The sequence below is a fragment of the Agarivorans sp. TSD2052 genome (assembly GCF_023238625.1).
Classification (GTDB): Bacteria; Pseudomonadota; Gammaproteobacteria; order Enterobacterales; family Celerinatantimonadaceae; genus Agarivorans.
On sequence record NZ_CP096670.1, the window covers coordinates 2313320 to 2329872 of the forward strand.

15 protein-coding genes are annotated in these 16553 nt (G+C 42.3%); 8 read left to right on the forward strand and 7 right to left on the reverse strand.

The features are described from left to right. Positions 1-10: 10 nt before the first annotated feature. Entirely contained in the window at positions 11-2896 is a 2886-nt protein-coding gene (locus M0C34_RS10565; protein WP_248711646.1) for a hypothetical protein, read from the forward strand. 64 nt (positions 2897-2960) lie between these two features. Here the strand turns inward: M0C34_RS10565 and M0C34_RS10570 are convergent, their stop codons facing one another. Continuing rightward, on the reverse strand, positions 2961-4067 hold the full coding sequence (locus tag M0C34_RS10570; protein WP_248711647.1) for a phosphoribosylaminoimidazolesuccinocarboxamide synthase: 1107 nt from the start codon (positions 4065-4067) through the stop codon (positions 2961-2963). A 382-nt stretch (positions 4068-4449) separates the two neighbouring features. Beyond that, a complete protein-coding gene (locus M0C34_RS10575) occupies positions 4450-5598 on the reverse strand; it encodes a JmjC domain-containing protein (RefSeq protein ID WP_248711648.1) in 1149 nt (382 codons plus the stop codon). A 146-nt stretch (positions 5599-5744) separates the two neighbouring features. On the opposite strand from M0C34_RS10575, the gene M0C34_RS10580 reads away from it, so the two are divergent. Continuing rightward, positions 5745-6440: a J domain-containing protein gene (locus M0C34_RS10580; protein WP_248711649.1), complete on the forward strand. Its 696-nt coding sequence runs from the start codon at positions 5745-5747 to the stop codon at positions 6438-6440. Positions 6441-6450: 10 nt separating this feature from the next. Here the strand turns inward: M0C34_RS10580 and M0C34_RS10585 are convergent, their stop codons facing one another. Continuing rightward, positions 6451-6636, reverse strand: coding sequence for a hypothetical protein (locus M0C34_RS10585; RefSeq protein WP_248711650.1), 186 nt, complete (start codon positions 6634-6636; stop codon positions 6451-6453). Between the two features lie 117 nt (positions 6637-6753). Between M0C34_RS10585 and M0C34_RS10590 the strand changes: the two genes are divergently transcribed. The 4 genes from M0C34_RS10590 to M0C34_RS10605 all read left to right on the forward strand — a co-directional run bounded on the left by M0C34_RS10590 (position 6754) and on the right by M0C34_RS10605 (position 9267). Continuing rightward, positions 6754-7695 carry a MiaE family protein gene (locus tag M0C34_RS10590; protein WP_248711651.1) on the forward strand — a complete coding sequence of 314 codons (942 nt, stop codon included), beginning with the start codon at positions 6754-6756 and terminating at the stop codon, positions 7693-7695. 92 nt (positions 7696-7787) lie between these two features. Continuing rightward, positions 7788-8363: an LON peptidase substrate-binding domain-containing protein gene (locus M0C34_RS10595; protein WP_248711652.1), complete on the forward strand. Its 576-nt coding sequence runs from the start codon at positions 7788-7790 to the stop codon at positions 8361-8363. Positions 8364-8653: 290 nt separating this feature from the next. Then, the gene (locus M0C34_RS10600; RefSeq protein WP_248711653.1) at positions 8654-8881 is read left to right on the forward strand and encodes a hypothetical protein; all 228 of its coding nucleotides are present in this window, start codon (positions 8654-8656) and stop codon (positions 8879-8881) included. 128 nt (positions 8882-9009) lie between these two features. Continuing rightward, entirely contained in the window at positions 9010-9267 is a 258-nt protein-coding gene (locus tag M0C34_RS10605; RefSeq protein ID WP_473964561.1) for a DUF6482 family protein, read from the forward strand. A gap of 56 nt (positions 9268-9323) precedes the next feature. Here the strand turns inward: M0C34_RS10605 and msrA are convergent, their stop codons facing one another. Further along, positions 9324-9959: a peptide-methionine (S)-S-oxide reductase MsrA gene (gene msrA / locus M0C34_RS10610; RefSeq protein ID WP_248711655.1), complete on the reverse strand. Its 636-nt coding sequence runs from the start codon at positions 9957-9959 to the stop codon at positions 9324-9326. A 44-nt stretch (positions 9960-10003) separates the two neighbouring features. Next, positions 10004-11668, reverse strand: coding sequence for a glutamine--tRNA ligase (gene glnS, locus M0C34_RS10615; protein ID WP_248711656.1), 1665 nt, complete (start codon positions 11666-11668; stop codon positions 10004-10006). A gap of 221 nt (positions 11669-11889) precedes the next feature. Here glnS and M0C34_RS10620 point away from each other — a divergent pair, with 221 nt between their 5' ends. Continuing rightward, positions 11890-12291: a hypothetical protein gene (locus M0C34_RS10620; RefSeq protein ID WP_248711657.1), complete on the forward strand. Its 402-nt coding sequence runs from the start codon at positions 11890-11892 to the stop codon at positions 12289-12291. A gap of 28 nt (positions 12292-12319) precedes the next feature. Here M0C34_RS10620 and M0C34_RS10625 read toward each other — a convergent pair whose 3' ends face one another. After that, the gene (locus M0C34_RS10625; protein WP_248711658.1) at positions 12320-13129 is read right to left on the reverse strand and encodes a fumarylacetoacetate hydrolase family protein; all 810 of its coding nucleotides are present in this window, start codon (positions 13127-13129) and stop codon (positions 12320-12322) included. Between the two features lie 63 nt (positions 13130-13192). Continuing rightward, positions 13193-14770 (reverse strand): nitric oxide reductase transcriptional regulator NorR, encoded by a 1578-nt coding sequence (gene norR / locus M0C34_RS10630; RefSeq protein WP_248711659.1) that lies wholly within the window; start codon positions 14768-14770, stop codon positions 13193-13195. 456 nt (positions 14771-15226) lie between these two features. Here norR and M0C34_RS10635 point away from each other — a divergent pair, with 456 nt between their 5' ends. Beyond that, positions 15227-16429, forward strand: coding sequence for an NnrS family protein (locus M0C34_RS10635; protein ID WP_248711660.1), 1203 nt, complete (start codon positions 15227-15229; stop codon positions 16427-16429). The last annotated feature ends 124 nt before the right edge of the window (positions 16430-16553 follow it).

A 16553-nucleotide genomic window follows, 5' to 3' on the forward strand; every position in this document is an offset into this window, starting at 1 on the left:
AAGGATGACTGTGAGTAAAACATTTAAAAATGCCCTGCTGATTAATTTAGTATGCCTCATCGTGGTCGCTAGCCTTGTCGCTATAAGCTTACCTTTTCTATATAAACAACAGCGTAACAACATAGAAAGTGAAGTGAAAACATCACTGAGTATTTTCGAGATAAGTGCAAGAAAAGCAGTAAATAGTCAGAATAAGGCTGTGCTAAAGGAGCTTGCCGAACAATTACTTAGCTCTCCGAGCATCAACTATGTAAAAGTCACTGACCAAAGTTCGCAGACATTAATGACCGAGGCAGGCCAACCGAGGAAAAATAACCACCTAGTAGGTGACCACGCTAACAAACTGGCAAAGCAGTTTAACAATCAAACTAAACCGGCTAGCCAGATCAATCCCATTGCGTGGGTTGAAATCGAATTTTCAGCACCGACCAATATACTTGATTGGATGCACAATTATAAAGCCCCCCTGATAAACCTTGTGACCATCATGGCGTTCATCCAGTTTGTGTTGATTTTCTTTACCGTGAGAATTATCAGCGGCAATCCAGCCAAGATAAACAGTAATCAGGCCCTACCTCCTGTGGCTAAGCATGAAGAGTCAGCGGCAGATACCAAGCTTTCTCAAACTAACCGTTTACTAAAGCAAAAACTGACCGTAGCCCACGAACAACACAACAAAGACCAAAGCAAATTTAAACAGATGATTGGTCTATCAAACCGAGCGAGCGGAATAAAAAAAGCACTATTAGAATACGCCAACGAGGCGCATTACATCCTCGATGAAAAAAACCATATTATTGAAGCCAGTCGACTGGCATTAAACAAACTACAACTTAATAATCAGCAGTTAGGTGGCGTTAATTTAAATGATATGTACCAGCCCGCACCGCAACAGCACAACCTAACACAACCCGATTTTATCGAGCTTTTGGTATCCTACCCCGAGACATTTAGTTTGTTGATTGAAGAAAAAAGCTCCGGGGAACGATATTTCGCCAATCATCTTACGCTTACCTTTAGTGATGATAGTTTGTATTTGGTCACCATTTCGCCACTACCAGCAAACGATTATTCTGTAGAATCAGTTAAGCAACAAAAACACACCATTCAGCTACAAGATAGCCAACTTTATACGCCAATAAAAGCGGCTTGCTTAGAGGCATTACACCAATTAAGCCTGACACAGCAACTGCCAAAACAACTAATGCGGCAAGGATCAAGGCTAGACTTGGATGCCAATTTTCGTTTAGCTAGTTTGCTAAAATGTTTACCTTGGATTGACCAACAGGACAACATCTTAAATGTTAACCAATACTCGCCGCTAGTCATATTAGAAACACGGTTAAACGGTTTTTCAGATTTGCTATTGGCTAAAAAAATCACTTGGAGCTTGGTGGTAAACCCGGAAATAGCGGAGGGATACTGGTTAAATCAAGCCCATTTTCAGGCTTTAATTGACTTAAATTTGTACTTAATCTCGCTATATCCAAGCGGTAGTCAAGTGCTCATTCAATTAGATTTAAACCAGCAACAGTTACAGCTCAATATAGACGTAGAGCAAGCTAATAAACTGAGCACGGTTCAACAATCGATTATTGACTGCTGCCAACCTTTAGTCGCGCTTATCGGAGGGAGTCAGACACAGAATGATGACTCACTGTCTATCACTCTGCCCTTTGATAATAACCAAGGCAGTACATTACTCGCAACCTGTAAGCCACAAGCTGAGTGCGTCCAAGTAGTGGCTAACCTCGCTAATCCTTTTTTGCAGCAATGTTTACAACTACAGTTACAACTGTTCGGCTGTAAGATGATTTCTTTGGATACACTCGAGCTCTTAGATGTTAATAAAGCGGTATGGTATTTTGATGAACAAAACCAACTGCCAGACGCGCTCAGCCAACTCAATATCGCCGATTTGATAACCGTTCAGGTCTTAGACCAGCTGCCACAGGACACGCAATTAACCATCGGCTCTAGCCACTGCTTACGGCCTTTACTCACTAGCTATATTGTTGAACAGCTTAGTGATACAAAACGTCAGACCAGTACAATGTTAAATAAAGATATTGTTGAGTTATCCATGGTATCTATCGCGGCCGAACAAGACCAAAGCCCACAAGTTAGATTAAACAAGGGCAGCGTGTTGCTGGTTGACGCCCCTAACAGCACTCCCTTGCTGATCAGCGATTTTATCGATAATTATTCTGGAGAAGCTTTTCATTGCAGCTTGGCTGATTTGGATGAGACCTTAAATGGCTTAAGTCACCTCGATGCGGTGTTGATCAGTGATAGCTTGATATCAGAGCCACTGTTTAAGCAATTATCTAACACGCCACTTACACCCAGTTTGCTGATTCATGCACAACAAATTGAAAACCCTGTGGCGCTTCCTAGCACTGATTTAAAGCATTACCTGATCAACCACCCCATTGATGACCAGCAATTGCTAATACTGTCACAATTGAATCAAACCAACGCCTTGCCATTCTCATCACTTTATCAAGACGAACAATTACTTACAGCCTTAAGCCAATCTGATGAGACCTATAATCGTTTTATCGAGCTGCTCACTGACAACATAGACCAACTATCAACGCAGATTGCATTGCCTGTCAACCAAGGCGCTCAGCAACAAGAAAGTTATCTAAAGCCGCTTTATACTATTTTTAGTCAGGAAACAAAGAATCGATTATCGCTAATCAACAAGCAGCTAGAGACCCATTCATGGGCCGACACTCAGCAACATATTAAACAAATTGCCATCAGCGCTGAGAAGTTCTCTGATCCAGAGTTAGATAAGACCTTGCAACAACTACTCAATGCTAGTTTTAATCGAGATAGCTCCGCCTTAGACGTGTCAGTAAACCAATTACACAGCTTATTGCGCGCTTAGTTACTCATATTAGGAAACTAAAAAAAGCAAAACCTCGAGTGGTTTTGCTTTTTATTGTACTTTGTTAATCGGCGATTAAGTCATACTCTTCGCGAAGAATATCAATCACTTCCTGCTTTGGGTTATTACCCATCACAATTTTCTTGCCGGTAATTTTTTCTGCAATACCGATATAAGTACTAGAAATTTTCATTAATACTTCTACTGGCAAATTATTGTCACGGGCTAAGGCTTCTCGCTCAGGCATACGATTTTTGTTTAACAATATGTCTGAGTCTGGAAAGTAATTAAGCAGTGTTTGGCGAAAATCTTCTTTTGAATTTTCAACTACATTACCTAATCGATATTGTGGGCCATCCCAAATACGGGAAGAATCAGGGGTCCCCACTTCATCCATATAAATAAGCTTATCGTTACCTTGAGCATCTGTTACATAACCAAATTCAAATTTGGTATCGACAAACACTTGGTCTATTTCGCCCAAAGCTTGGCTGATAACCGCAAAACCCTCTTTGAGTAAACGCTCGTAGGTATCGATATCTTCGGCGGTTTTAAAGTTAAACGCAGCAAAATTATCGCTGATATTTTGCCGAGTTACATTCACGTCATCTGCTTCAGGCACACCGGGGATACCTTTTAAGATGCCTTTAGTTGAGGGCGTAATCAATAAATCAGGGAGTTTTTGATCCCTCTGTAAACCTTCGGGGAGATCTATGCCACAGAAGTTGCGTTCACCGACAGCGTAAGCACGCCACATCGAACCAGTAATGTACTGACGGCAAATGGCCTCAATCATCACTGGGCGAGCTTTTTGTACTATCCACACAAACGGGTGTGGAATATCCAGAATGTGGCTATCTGCTAGTCCCTGCTCTTTGAACAGCTTAAACCAATGGTTTGAGATAGCGTTGAGCGCAGCCCCTTTACCGGGAACCCCTTTTAAACCGTCTTCGCCATGCCAAATACAATCAAATGCTGAAATTCGATCACTAATTACCATAATGGCTAAAGGGGTATCAGGGGCAACATCATAGCCCTTTTCACTAATCAATCGTTTACTGTCTGCTTCAGTGAGCCAATAAACAGAGCGCACCTTGCCACTATGAACTGGGCGATCAGTGCGAATGGGTAGATCATTATTCACTGCTAATACTTTATCAGCGAGACTCATGGTAAACAGTCCTATTTCAATGGTGAAAAACCACTACCTTGTCATTACATTAACCAGTGGTTTTTGCGGGGAACAATCGATTGCTGTGGGATTTTACCAGAAACTTCAGCAACTACTAGCTATTCAACTGACTAACTATCCATTCATGTCGACAAGCTCTATAAGCCAACTTAGCCACAGATATCATCAATCGGTATACTTGCTTGGTACTATTGTTGGTTCAAATATAGGTGCTTATAGGCAGATTGATTGGTCTGTTTACTCGTGACTGAAACGCTAATGCTAAATAAAAAATATAGACGGTTAAGTGCTAACTTTACTGTTGTTTAATGGTGACGAATAAAAAGCTGGCGAGTATTCATTAGCCAGCTTTTCTCGTCATTTAATCAATTTCATCGAAATACCAATAGCCTGCATTAATTAATTCAATTAACCAATCTAATTGCTTAGCATCTTCGTTAAAAGCTCTAAAAGAATGGCTGTCTACACGACTATAATCACATAAACTTTTAGCTAAAGCCCATGAACAAGTGGGTATTTTATATGCGTGGCCATCAACAAATAGTTGGTAGGGTAATACATCAAGATACAGAGCCTTAACGCCAGCACAACGCTTCAGCACTAAACCTTCATCCATATTGGCATGTAAACGATGGTAATCGATTTGGTCTTCAGCATCGCTGAGTACACATAAATCGGAGCTATGCGCTGTTTCGCTTAAGTACTCACCCAAGAAATGCGCGGTATTAGTTGGGGAGTTAAGTAATGAAATCATCAACTTATTTAAACCAATGATGTCATTTTCGGCTATTCGCCCGTACTCTTTGCTGGGAGGGCGTTTAGGGTCAATAAAGCGCTTTGCTTTAACATCATGACGCAACATATAGTCGGCAAAACCTGACAACAATTCTTTGGCATCTGGCGCACGAAATCCAACGGAATAATTCATCGCTGGCTCAATGGCGTAACCTTCATGAGGACAACCTGGCGGGATATACAACACATCGCCGGGTTCTAGAATAACGTCAATATCGGCGATGAAGTCTTCACAGTGCTTAAGTTTGTCGTCGCTAGTGAACTCTTTTAATACCTGCTTATTACCTACCCGCCAGTGGCGCGTACCTGAGCCCTGAATAATAAACACACAATACTGATCAATATGCGGGCCCACTCCTCCCTTGGTCGTAGAATACGAGACCATTACGTCATCAAAGCGCCAGTTAGGGATGAAGCTAAACGCCTCTGCCAAGTTTGCTATATTGCCATTCCAGTGATTCACTCCTTGAACCAACAAAGAGCTGTGCGATTCGCCTAAAATGCCAAAATCTTCAAAGGGCCCTTGTAGTGCGGTCCAATGACCCGCTTTATGTGAAACGATCCTTGATTGAATGTCTTCTTCCATGGCCAAGCCGGCAAGTTCTTCAGCCGATAGGGGATCAACAAAGTCAATGATGCCCTGCTTCAATAAACATGGTCGTTGTTGCCAAAATTCGGCCATAAACTGGTCAATACTAAATGCTGTTTTATACATAACACCCTACTACTAGAATCAAGCCGCTAGATTGTAACGTATAAACGAAGAATAAATTGTTGTAAATTGCACAATTAATAGATGAGACAAGTTGAAAAAAACTTTGTATTCTTCTTGCGCTAAGACCAAGGATTGTAAGCCCTAAAATGACTACGCATTTCCAGCTGTTTGCATTAGATGACAATGCTACGCAACAACAGATAAAAACACGCTATAAGCAACTATTGGTTCGTTGCCATCCTGACAAAGGTGGCTCTAGTGCGTTAGTGGTGCTAATTAGAAACAGCTATCAACACTTAATGTCGGGACAAGGCCTACAAGCTGCTAACTTTGATAATAATATCGCTACAGCTGCTGAAGTACGCTCATTAAAAAAGGTTATTCATCAACAGCAATTTCACATCCAAAAGCTCGCTATCAGCATGGGGGAAGGAGCCCATACCAAACAGCTTACCTTCACTAGGGCCATGATTTGGTCGCCAATCATTTCGGTTGCTGTGCTTATCGTTGTGTTAATGTTTTGGTCTTGGGAACGCCCAGCAAAAGAGCGCTTACTTACACAACCGCAGACAAAGACTGCGTCAGCGCCCTCTTCGTTAACCACTACGGCACTGCAAAATCAAGATCAGCTTTATGCCAACTGGGAGCTGAAACAGAAGTTACGATTGAGTAAGGCTCGCTTACAATATGTGGAAACTGATTTTTACCAGAGTAGGCAGATAATTGAGCAATTATTAAGCGACGAAAATAGACATTTGTTAAGCAATGTTCAGTTACAGTTTTTAGAGCAGCAAAAAATACATCCACTCTCTGACAATAAAACAACGAGTGACGCTCAATAAAAGAATAAAGCTAAGATTGGGTTTGCGACAGTAAGGCGTAGGCTTCTTGTTTAGCCTGTTCATTTTGATCTTTAACTAACTGAATAGACTTCATTAACGCATTTTTTTTATCACCACAAGGCAGTCTATCGCATAAGCTGGTTAACTGTTCAAGTGGGCTTAATAATTGGTCAAACTGTTGCTTGATCTGTTCCATGATTAGCTCTCGTTTTCTAGTTAGCAAAAGTGTAACCTTTAGCAAATTGAATTCAAGCATCCATTTGGGTGAAATTCACAAATATTGGTCATAAAGTCATATAAATTGGATTTATACGTGCAAAGCTCCGAGGTTCGCTCCCTATTAACACCTATTTATCAGTTTCTTAATGTTCGCACCCCAGAAACGTGGGTCGAGCAAGCGCTAAGGCCAGAGAATCTCACCACCCTGTTGTGCGACCACGCCAATGCAGAATGGAAAGCGGCTGCCACCGCCGTAAAATTACTCTCAAAGTACGCAGCAAGTCCTCATAACAATGTTGCCAAAGAGCTCAAACAACTATTAGCGCCCTATGAGTTTATCATTTTTCGCGCAGGAAAATGGTCAGCAGACGTGTTCGTCAACTGGTTTTTTCCAAATGGCATTAGCGCTGCTACCAATGAACAAGCCAGCATCGCCATGAGTGCCTTGGACTTATTAGAGCGCTGTAAACTCGCGCCACTGTTAATCAGCCAAGTAAACCGGCAATTGGCCAATTTGCCCTGCTTTCCTATCACTGAGCATTTGTCTGCGTTGCGCCTAAACGCCGAACTCAACCAATCCACAGCGTTTAATCAACAACTGCTAGAAAAAATGCGTTTGCTGATAAAAGAAGAGTTACATCATTTTGAACAAGTTTTTTCCATCATGCATAGTTTGGGACTTGAATATAGAAACCTACATGCAGGACATTACGCTAAAGGCTTAATTGCTAGAGTTCGCCATTACGAACCACAAGCATTGGTAGATAAGCTCATCGTAGGAGCCTTTATAGAAGCGCGCTCTTGTGAGCGTTTTGCCGCGTTAGCGCCACACTTGCCGGCGAGTTTAGCGAAGTTTTATAACTCACTACTTCGATCAGAAGCCCGGCACTACCAAGATTATATACTGCTGGCCTCTCAGCTAAGCGAACCAGAGCTGTTACAACAACGAGTGAGTGAATTTGCCGCCTATGAAGCCGAGCTAATCATGCAGCCATCTGCTGAATTTAGATTTCATAGTGGTGTTCCTATCAACTAATATAAAGATATGCCCACGCAAGTTGATCAGCTTGATTGGTTTTAGCGTAGTAACTCGTAGCAATCAACTTCTATAAAAAGAATAGGTGTATTATGCGTTTACCTTTATTTCCGTTAGATATGTTGTTAATGCCCGGGGGGATAAGCCAGCTCAGAATTTTTGAGCCTCGCTATCTACGCTTAGTATCGATAGCCAGTGAAGAAGCTAAAGGTTTTGTGTTATGCCAACCAAAAGCTGATGATGTAACCGAATTTGAGATAGGTGTTCACTGTATTATTGAAGACTTTGAGCAATTAGAAGACGGAATGTTAGGAATAACCATTAGAGCCCTCAAGCGGGTAGACCTAGCCGACATAAGCCAGTCCGACGATAAACTATATAGCGCAACCATCAAAGCGAAAAGCCACTGGCAACACCCCAGTAACAATACCCAAGATGACGAGCTAACGGCTAAGTTAAAACAAGTACTTAGCCAACACACCTTATACGACAACCACCCCGACTTTTATGATTATAATAGCGAGTATTGGGTAGTAGCTCGTTGGTTAGAATTGTTACCATTTTCCAGCAGAGCTAAAAATCAAATTCTTAAAGAAGATGACTTTGCAAATTTGGATAAGCTGGTTCATCAACTGGTGTCTGAGATTACCATCAGCACTAGTGACTAAACGATTGCTTGCTTTACATTCAATTTAAGCATGCTAAACAGCTATTAAATCTTATCTTAAAGTCATTTATTGCCTGAGATCTCACTATTACAATAAATTGCGAACTTTTACACACTTTTACAACCTAAAGTGCTTTATTATGTGTTGATCATGGATGATAAAAGGTTGTGTTAGTTGAATCAAAAGATTTACTTCTGATTAGCTTACCGGCCAAAACCCTTGGAACCATAAATATCTAGTAGTTAGAAAGTAAGTAAACTGCGAATCTTGCTTTCTCTAAAAGGTGATTCATGAGATACAAAGCTAAAATAAGCGCAGCGATAACTCAAGCACTACCATTGATCCAAACGGCGACTGCTGACGAGGCAGTGTTGTGGAATATAGAAAAAGAGCGAGACTTGCTGTGTATGGAATTCACTTCAAACTTAAGTTTTGAAAGTTTAGAAAGCGGATTCACGCAAGCTGCAGAAAAACTCGGATTAAGCTGTCCGGTAAGTATTTTACAATTGCGCCGCTAGATTAGAAATCTTGGGGGTGGTTGCTACCTCCCCCAGTTCTATTTTCCAAATAACCATGCCACTTATACAACCTTTTTCTCCCCTATAACGTATTAACCATGAACCTTTAACTTTTACACGAGGAAAGGATTATGGATTTGATTATTAACTCCCACGAAGGCGATATCTATTTGGTTTGCGAGCAAGCACCAGATGTTCGCGCTGTAACCGATTATCCCTATAAACACACTAAGCGGTTTAGCAGTTTGTCTAGTATTAAACAGCACTATCAGCAACAGTCTATTGACAAGGTATGGCTGATACAGCATTCAGCTTATGACGAAATGTGTGGGCTTCCGAATAGTTCATCACTGCTTAAAATGGAATTGAGTTGGCCAAAACACTAGAGTTTGGCCAACAAAAAAGCAGCCAATAGAAGGCTGCTTTTAACGCTCAGTGACAATTAGTCTTGAAGCCAGGGCGGTAAGCAAACCCCTAAGCCTCCAATACCACAGTAACCATTGGGATTTTTGTGTAAGTACTGTTGATGATAAAGTTCAGCGTAATAGAAGATCGTGAACTCAACAATTTCGGTACTGATCGCTCTATCCAAGCCTTCACCTTGTAGCGCTTGTTGATAAGCGTGCTGAGCTTGTTGGGCTAAACCTGCTTGCTCACTATTAGTAGCAAAAATCATCGACCGATATTGGCTACCCACATCCGCCCCTTGGCGCATACCTTGGGTTGGATCATGCTGCTCAAAGAAACACGCTAACAAGGTTTGATAGCTAAGCACTTTTGGGTCGTAAATGACTTTAACTACCTCAGTATGACCGGTTAATCCGGTACATACCTCATCGTAGCTTGGGTTTTCAGTATATCCACCTGCATAACCAACGGCCGTCGACACTACGCCATTCTGTTGCCAGAACAAGCGCTCTCCACCCCAAAAACAGCCTAAACCAAAGTAGCCAACGCTCAAACCGGCTGCTGGTTGCAAATAGTCACTACCATTCACCGCATGAATACCGTCAAGCGTAATAGCCGTTTTGCGGCCCACTAAGGCATCCTGCTCACTTACCATATCTGTTTTGCTCATCGATACCGCTCCATTCATCTTGGCAAAAGCTTAAAACTAGCAAACTAACCGCCGATTTTTGCCCAAGTATCACGTAAACCAACCGTGCGGTTAAACACCAGTTTTTCAGCGCTTGACTCTTCACTATCAGCGCAAAAATAACCTTGGCGTTCAAACTGGTAGGCTTGTTCTGCTTTAGCGTTGACTAAACTTGGCTCAACAAAACCGTTTTTGACGATTAATGACTCTGGGTTTAATACTTGAGTAAAATCTTCTTCTGCCGCCGGATTAGCCACCGTAAATAGGCGATCGTATAAACGTATTTCAGCGGCCTTAGCATGGCTGGCTGATACCCAATGAATCACACCTTTAGGTTTGCGTCCGTCTTCAGGGTTTTTGCCTAAGGTTGTATCATCGTAAGTACAATAAACCGTCGTCACATTACCATTTTCGTCTTTGTCGCAGCGTTCAGCTTTAATCATGTAAGCATTACGTAATCGAACTTCTTTGCCGATCACCAAGCGCTTAAATTTCTTATTTGCTTCTTCGCGGAAGTCTTCAGCTTCAATGTAGAGTTCTCGGCTAAACGGAAGATCACGCTCACCCATGTCTTCACTTGGGTGTAATGGCGCGCTTAACTGCTCAACTTTATCTTCTGGGTAGTTTTCGATGATCACCTTGATCGGATCTAATACGGCCAAAGCACGAGGAGCATTAGCATTTAAGTCGTCACGAATACAGGCTTCTAACATTGGCATCTCTACCATGTTTTCCATTTTTGTCACGCCTATGCGTTTACAAAATTCAACGATAGAGGCCGCTGTATAACCGCGACGGCGTAAACCCGCAATGGTTAACATTCGAGGATCGTTCCAACCATTAACATGGCCTTCGGTGACCAGGGTGTTTAATTTACGCTTAGACATTACCGTGTATTCAAGGTTTAAGCGTGAAAACTCGTACTGGTGTGGCACAGTATCGATAGTAATATTTTCAAGTACCCAATCGTATAAACGGCGGTTATCTTGAAATTCCAGTGTACATAAGGAATGGGTTATACCTTCAATCGCATCTGAAATACAGTGAGTAAAATCGTACATCGGGTAAATGCACCATTTGTCACCCGTTTGATGGTGATGGGCAAAGCGAATACGATAAATAACTGGATCACGCATACACATGAATGATGAACTCATGTCTATTTTAGCGCGTAAGGAACACTCGCCTTCTTTAAACTCGCCAGCTCGCATTTTTTCAAACAACGCTAAATTTTCTTCAACAGACGTATCACGGTACGGACTGTTTTTTCCTGGTTGACTTAAAGTCCCACGGTATTCACGTGCTTCCTCAGCATTTAGGAAACAAACAAATGCTAGGCCTTTTTCTATCAATTCAACCGCGTAGCCGTACAATTGGTCAAAGTAGTTAGATGAATAACATACTTCACTATCCCATTCGAAACCCAACCACTTAACGTCTTGTTGAATAGAGTTAACGTAGTCTATATCTTCTTTTTCTGGGTTGGTGTCATCAAAGCGTAAATTACACGCTCCTTGGTAGTCTTGAGCAATGCCAAAATTGAGACAGATCGACTTAGCATGGCCGATGTGTAAGTAACCATTTGGCTCAGGTGGAAAACGTGTATGCACACTTGTGTGTTTACCTGATTTAAGATCTTCATCAATAATGTGACGAATGAAATTGCTAGGGCGATTGTCCGCCTCACTCATACCAGCCTACCTATAAATACAGTTTAAACAAAATAGCCTCGTATAATCTCTGATTCTTAGGCTTAGTACAAGCAACCATCAGTCAAGCGACGAAAAGATCGCCGTATTCGCCAGATTAACCCTTTCTCATGGATTTAAACAAAGTTAATCCCTCGTCTTAATGGAAGATTTGCTTATATGGTTTATATTTTAATCAGTACTAAATAATACTAAGGAACGTTATGAAAATATTGAGCTTTATAAGCGCTGTACTATTGTTGGTCGCTTGTTCTAGTCAACCAACTTGGGATGGAATGTCTGAGTCTGAAATCTCTGCCTGGAAAGAGATGGGAGTAAGCGTTGAGCAAGTACAAACTTATGTACGAGCCGGTATGAGCCAGCCCCAAGTAAAAGAATGGGTAGATCAGAATTTTACTGACCCTAACCAAATAGTGGCTTGGGCAGGAAAATTTAGCGCAGTAGAATCCAGAGAGTGGCTAGACGCAGGCTTTGAACTGGCAGCAGCAAGCGACTGGTCACAGAATAAATTCAGCGCTGCTGAAGCCAGTGACTGGGTATCTTCAGATTTTAACTTAGACCAAGCAAAAGCCAACCGCGATAAAGGGTTAAGCCCAGTTAAATAGTCATCCCTCGGCTAATCAATATAGGTGGTTACTCGATATTAGTAACCACCTGATTGAGCGAGCTCACCGCGACACTCACCTTATCTCCTTTTTTCAATGCTTGGGTTCTACCAGGGGTACCGGTGAAAATTACATCCCATGGTTGCAATGTGACATAGCCACTTATATAGCTGACAATGTCCTCTACTGAATGAATCATGTTTTTAGTGCTTTCTTGTTGCACAATGGCACCGTTTAAACGTGTAGTCACGGTTAAATCTGATGGGTCAATGTCACTCGTAAGCCACTGAGAGATTGGAGCAAAACCATCAGCCCCCTTGGCCCGCCACCACTGTAAATCTCGCCCTTGCCAACTACGTTCAGTTAAATCGTTGCCGGAGGTATAAGCAAATACACAAGCTAAGGCTTGCTCTTTATTTACCTTGCTACAGGTTTTCCCAATTACCAGCACTAACTCTCCCTCAAAATGCACGTTGTTGGCATCCTTTGGCAGTAGCAAAGAGCCTCCGATGCTGAGAGAGCTAGCAGACTTAAAAAATATTTCAGGCTTAGCGGCACCAGAGTCGCCAGCATGACTCCGGTAATTTAATCCAACAGCAAATACGGTAGCGGGTTTAATCGGCAGCAGAAATTTAGCATCATCAATAGCGGTAGATTGTCCGTTAGCTTCACCGCCGTCTAAGGGCGAGGCATCTAGGTGCAGGGCCAACTGTCCACTTCGTTGCACCCAAACGGGTGCCTGTTCGCCTTCGATAAGCGCATAATCATTAGCATGGCTGTAACTAGTAATCACTGAGCTAAACATTAAGCTTAAATAAATCTGTCGACGGGCTTTCATAGACAATCCTTTGCTGAGAACAAGTGGTTTTGAAACTAATTACGTGACAAAAGCATGGTTAGTTCAATCCTCAATCACTTTGTTAATATTCAGACCTAAACGTTTCGCTAATCGATTTAAGTTTGCTCGATCTACCCCTAGGTCTCTGGCTGCTTTAGCCCAACTTCCATGATGCTTCTTTAAACAAGCAGCAATGATTTGGCGTTGATAAATATCTGTCGCAGCTTTTAGCGTCAGTGTAGAAGGTTCACTAATTATTGGCGCGATACTATCTACACTTTCAAGGTTACTGCTAACCACCGGTCTCAGTTCACCACAATCTACGATGCTTAAGTGCACAATACCCTTGTTGTGTTGTCGCGCTCGCGCTTTTAACGCAGCCCGACTAATTAAATGCTCTAGCTCTCGTACGTTGCCTGGCCAATCGTAATTGTTTAGATAATCGACTAAATCAGATTGCAGTTTTATTTGGGCAATGCCTAGTTTGCGTTTAGTTAGCTCTATAAAGTAGCCAGCGAGCAGCTGTACATCTCCTGCTCTGTCTCTTAGAGCCGGTACACTCAGTGGGTAAACACTTAAGCGATGGTACAAGTCTGCGCGAAAACGCCCCTGCTCCACCTCACTTAATAGGTTACGGTTAGTCGCGGCAATAACCCTCACATCAATAACTTGGCTGTTATCTTGGCCTACCGCTTGGATCTCCTTATTTTGCAGTACCCGCAACAACTTGCTTTGGGCCACCAGTGGCAGTTCACCGATTTCGTCCAGAAATATAGTGCCTCCATTGGCAATACTAAACTTGCCAGCTCGGTCCTTGTCTGCACCGGTAAATGCGCCTTTAACATGGCCGAATAATTCGCTTTCAATCAAACTGTCTGGCAGAGCTGCGCAATTAACGTGGACTATTGGTGCTTTGTGCCGAGGCGACAGATTATGTACAGAACGCGCGACCAGTTCTTTACCTACGCCGGTTTCACCTTGAATTAAGGTAGTGAAATCAGATGGCGCCACTAGAGCAATTTCCTTTTTAAGGCGCTGCATTTCAACACTTTCCCCTATCAGTTCTTCACTATCGCTGTGCCAAGCTGAGAGGTTCATTTCTTCCAATACTTGTTGAGAATGGTAGGCTTGTTGTTCTAACAAGCTTAAGCTTAAACCGGTATGCAAACTGGCCGCGGCCATCGCTGAGATAACCTCAAGTGTTCGGCTCGCTATGTCATCAAATACTTGGGGAGTAAAGCTATCAAGAGTCAGCACACCGATCAGCTTGCTGTCGAAATAAAGGGGTAAACCCATACAGGCATGCACCGGTAAATCCCCATCTCGATCGATTAATAAACCGTCATAGGGATCGGGTAAATCACAGTTAGCTGGAAAACGTACCGGTGAGGTTGAAGAACATATTTGTTGAAAACGTGGGTGCTCAGAAATGAGAAAGCGTCGCCCTAATGTGTCTCTGCTTAACCCTTGTAAGGTAAGGGGACTCAGCACTTCACCTCTTAGCTCTAACAACGCCACCGCATCACAACTAATTGTTTTTCTGACGGTATCTAATAAACGATCAAAGCGATGACGGTTTACTAAACTTTGCGCCAAATCTAGGGCCAATTCAATCAGTGCTTTTGAAGATATATCAGACATCACCTTATCCTTTTGACACACTGTAGTCTTATTGACTCCACATTACAACGTGTCAATATGACCACGCAATACACGTAAAAGCCTTAACATATTGATATTGGGTTGATTTAACGAATTGGCACAACAAGTGCTGTAGTTGATTGCATGAGCAAATTTGTATTGCTTATCGACTACTTTTAGGAAGGCTAAATGACACTTCGCGCATATACACACTCTAGTTATACCCAGCAATTAAGCCCGTTTTCAAAGTGTATAAGGAATGGAAACTGGCTTATGTTATTGTCGCTAATGGTAATGGTTACATCTATTATCATCTCCTACCCTTTGGCGTACCAGTTCACTATACCAGTTCAAATTGCCGCTCACATTTCCACAATAATATTCGCAGGCCTACTAAAAGTAGCTTACGTGTTACGCTGCGTAGGATTAAACGAACTAGGCCAAGAGGTAATATAAGTGCTACATATAGATGAACCCAATCAAAACCATCAAGCCGATTATTGGCATCAACACCCGGTACTAGAACTCGCTTTCAGACCGTTTTTCTTATTGGCCACCTTATCATCGGCCCTAAGTGTGGCGGTATGGCTACTGTTACTGAATGGGCATATGCTAATTGGCCACCAAGGCTTAAGCCCACATGTTTGGCACGCTCATGAAATGTTAGTTGGTTTTGCCGCTACGGTAGCTGTAGGCTTTGTTCTTACAGCTGTGCAAACATGGACCGGCCAAGCAAGTATCAAAGGCAAAGGCCTAGTTGGCTTAATCGCACTTTGGTGTTTAGCAAGGCTTGGGTTTTACATTAATGATGCCAATAGCGTTATTTTCGCCATTGTCATGCAAGGATTATGGTGGCTTAGCGTTATAGCTGTGTACAGTAAGCTAGTGTTTGTAGCTAAAAATAAGCGCAATTATATTTTTATTGTGCTACTTGGTGTGATGACTGCTGTAGATATGGCTATGTTACTATTTGATTTTACCGGTAACAGTGGTTTGGCCCTTCACCTCAGCCGTTCTATGGTCTTGCTGTTCACCATAATGATGGCCTTGGTCGGTGGTAGAGTAATCCCTTTTTTTACTGTTCGCGGTGCAAATACTCAAGCCATTAATACTCCTGCGTGGATTAACCGTGTTATCGGTCCTTTTGCCATCACGACTGTAGCGATATTCATCTCCAGTTATTTCTACGATACGGCAGCGCTAAGTGCAATACTACTAATTGTGTTAGGCGCCTTGCATATAGTCCGTTTAAGCTATTGGCGCTCTATCAATACTACGAACGTCCCTTTGCTATGGTCGCTACACTTATCTTACGGGCTAATGGGGCTGGGGTTAATCTTACTTGGAAGCAGCCAATTTCTTGTTGCCGTTACTTTTAGTAACGCACTACACCTTATTACTATTGGTGCAATCGGTTTGATGATTTTTTCAATGATGAGCCGTGTATCCCTAGGCCATACTGGAAGAACACTTAAAATAAAGCCGGTTATTGTGATTGCTTTTATCCTGTTAACCTTGGCAACACTGGTACGCACGCTAATGCCAATACTGTATAATCCATTAAGCGCTTGGAACATTAGCGGCATTTTATGGATAGTAGCCTGCTTATTTTTCTTAGTGGTGTATTTCCCCATTTTAATCAGTAAAAGAGCCTCTTAACTACCCACGTTTCACTAGCCATTGATATACCATTACGGCTTTGACAGTCTTCAAAGCCGTAAAATTATGAACGCCAAATTAATTTTAGTGTTTGTCGCCTCGATCAAAACCCAAAACAGCTGTC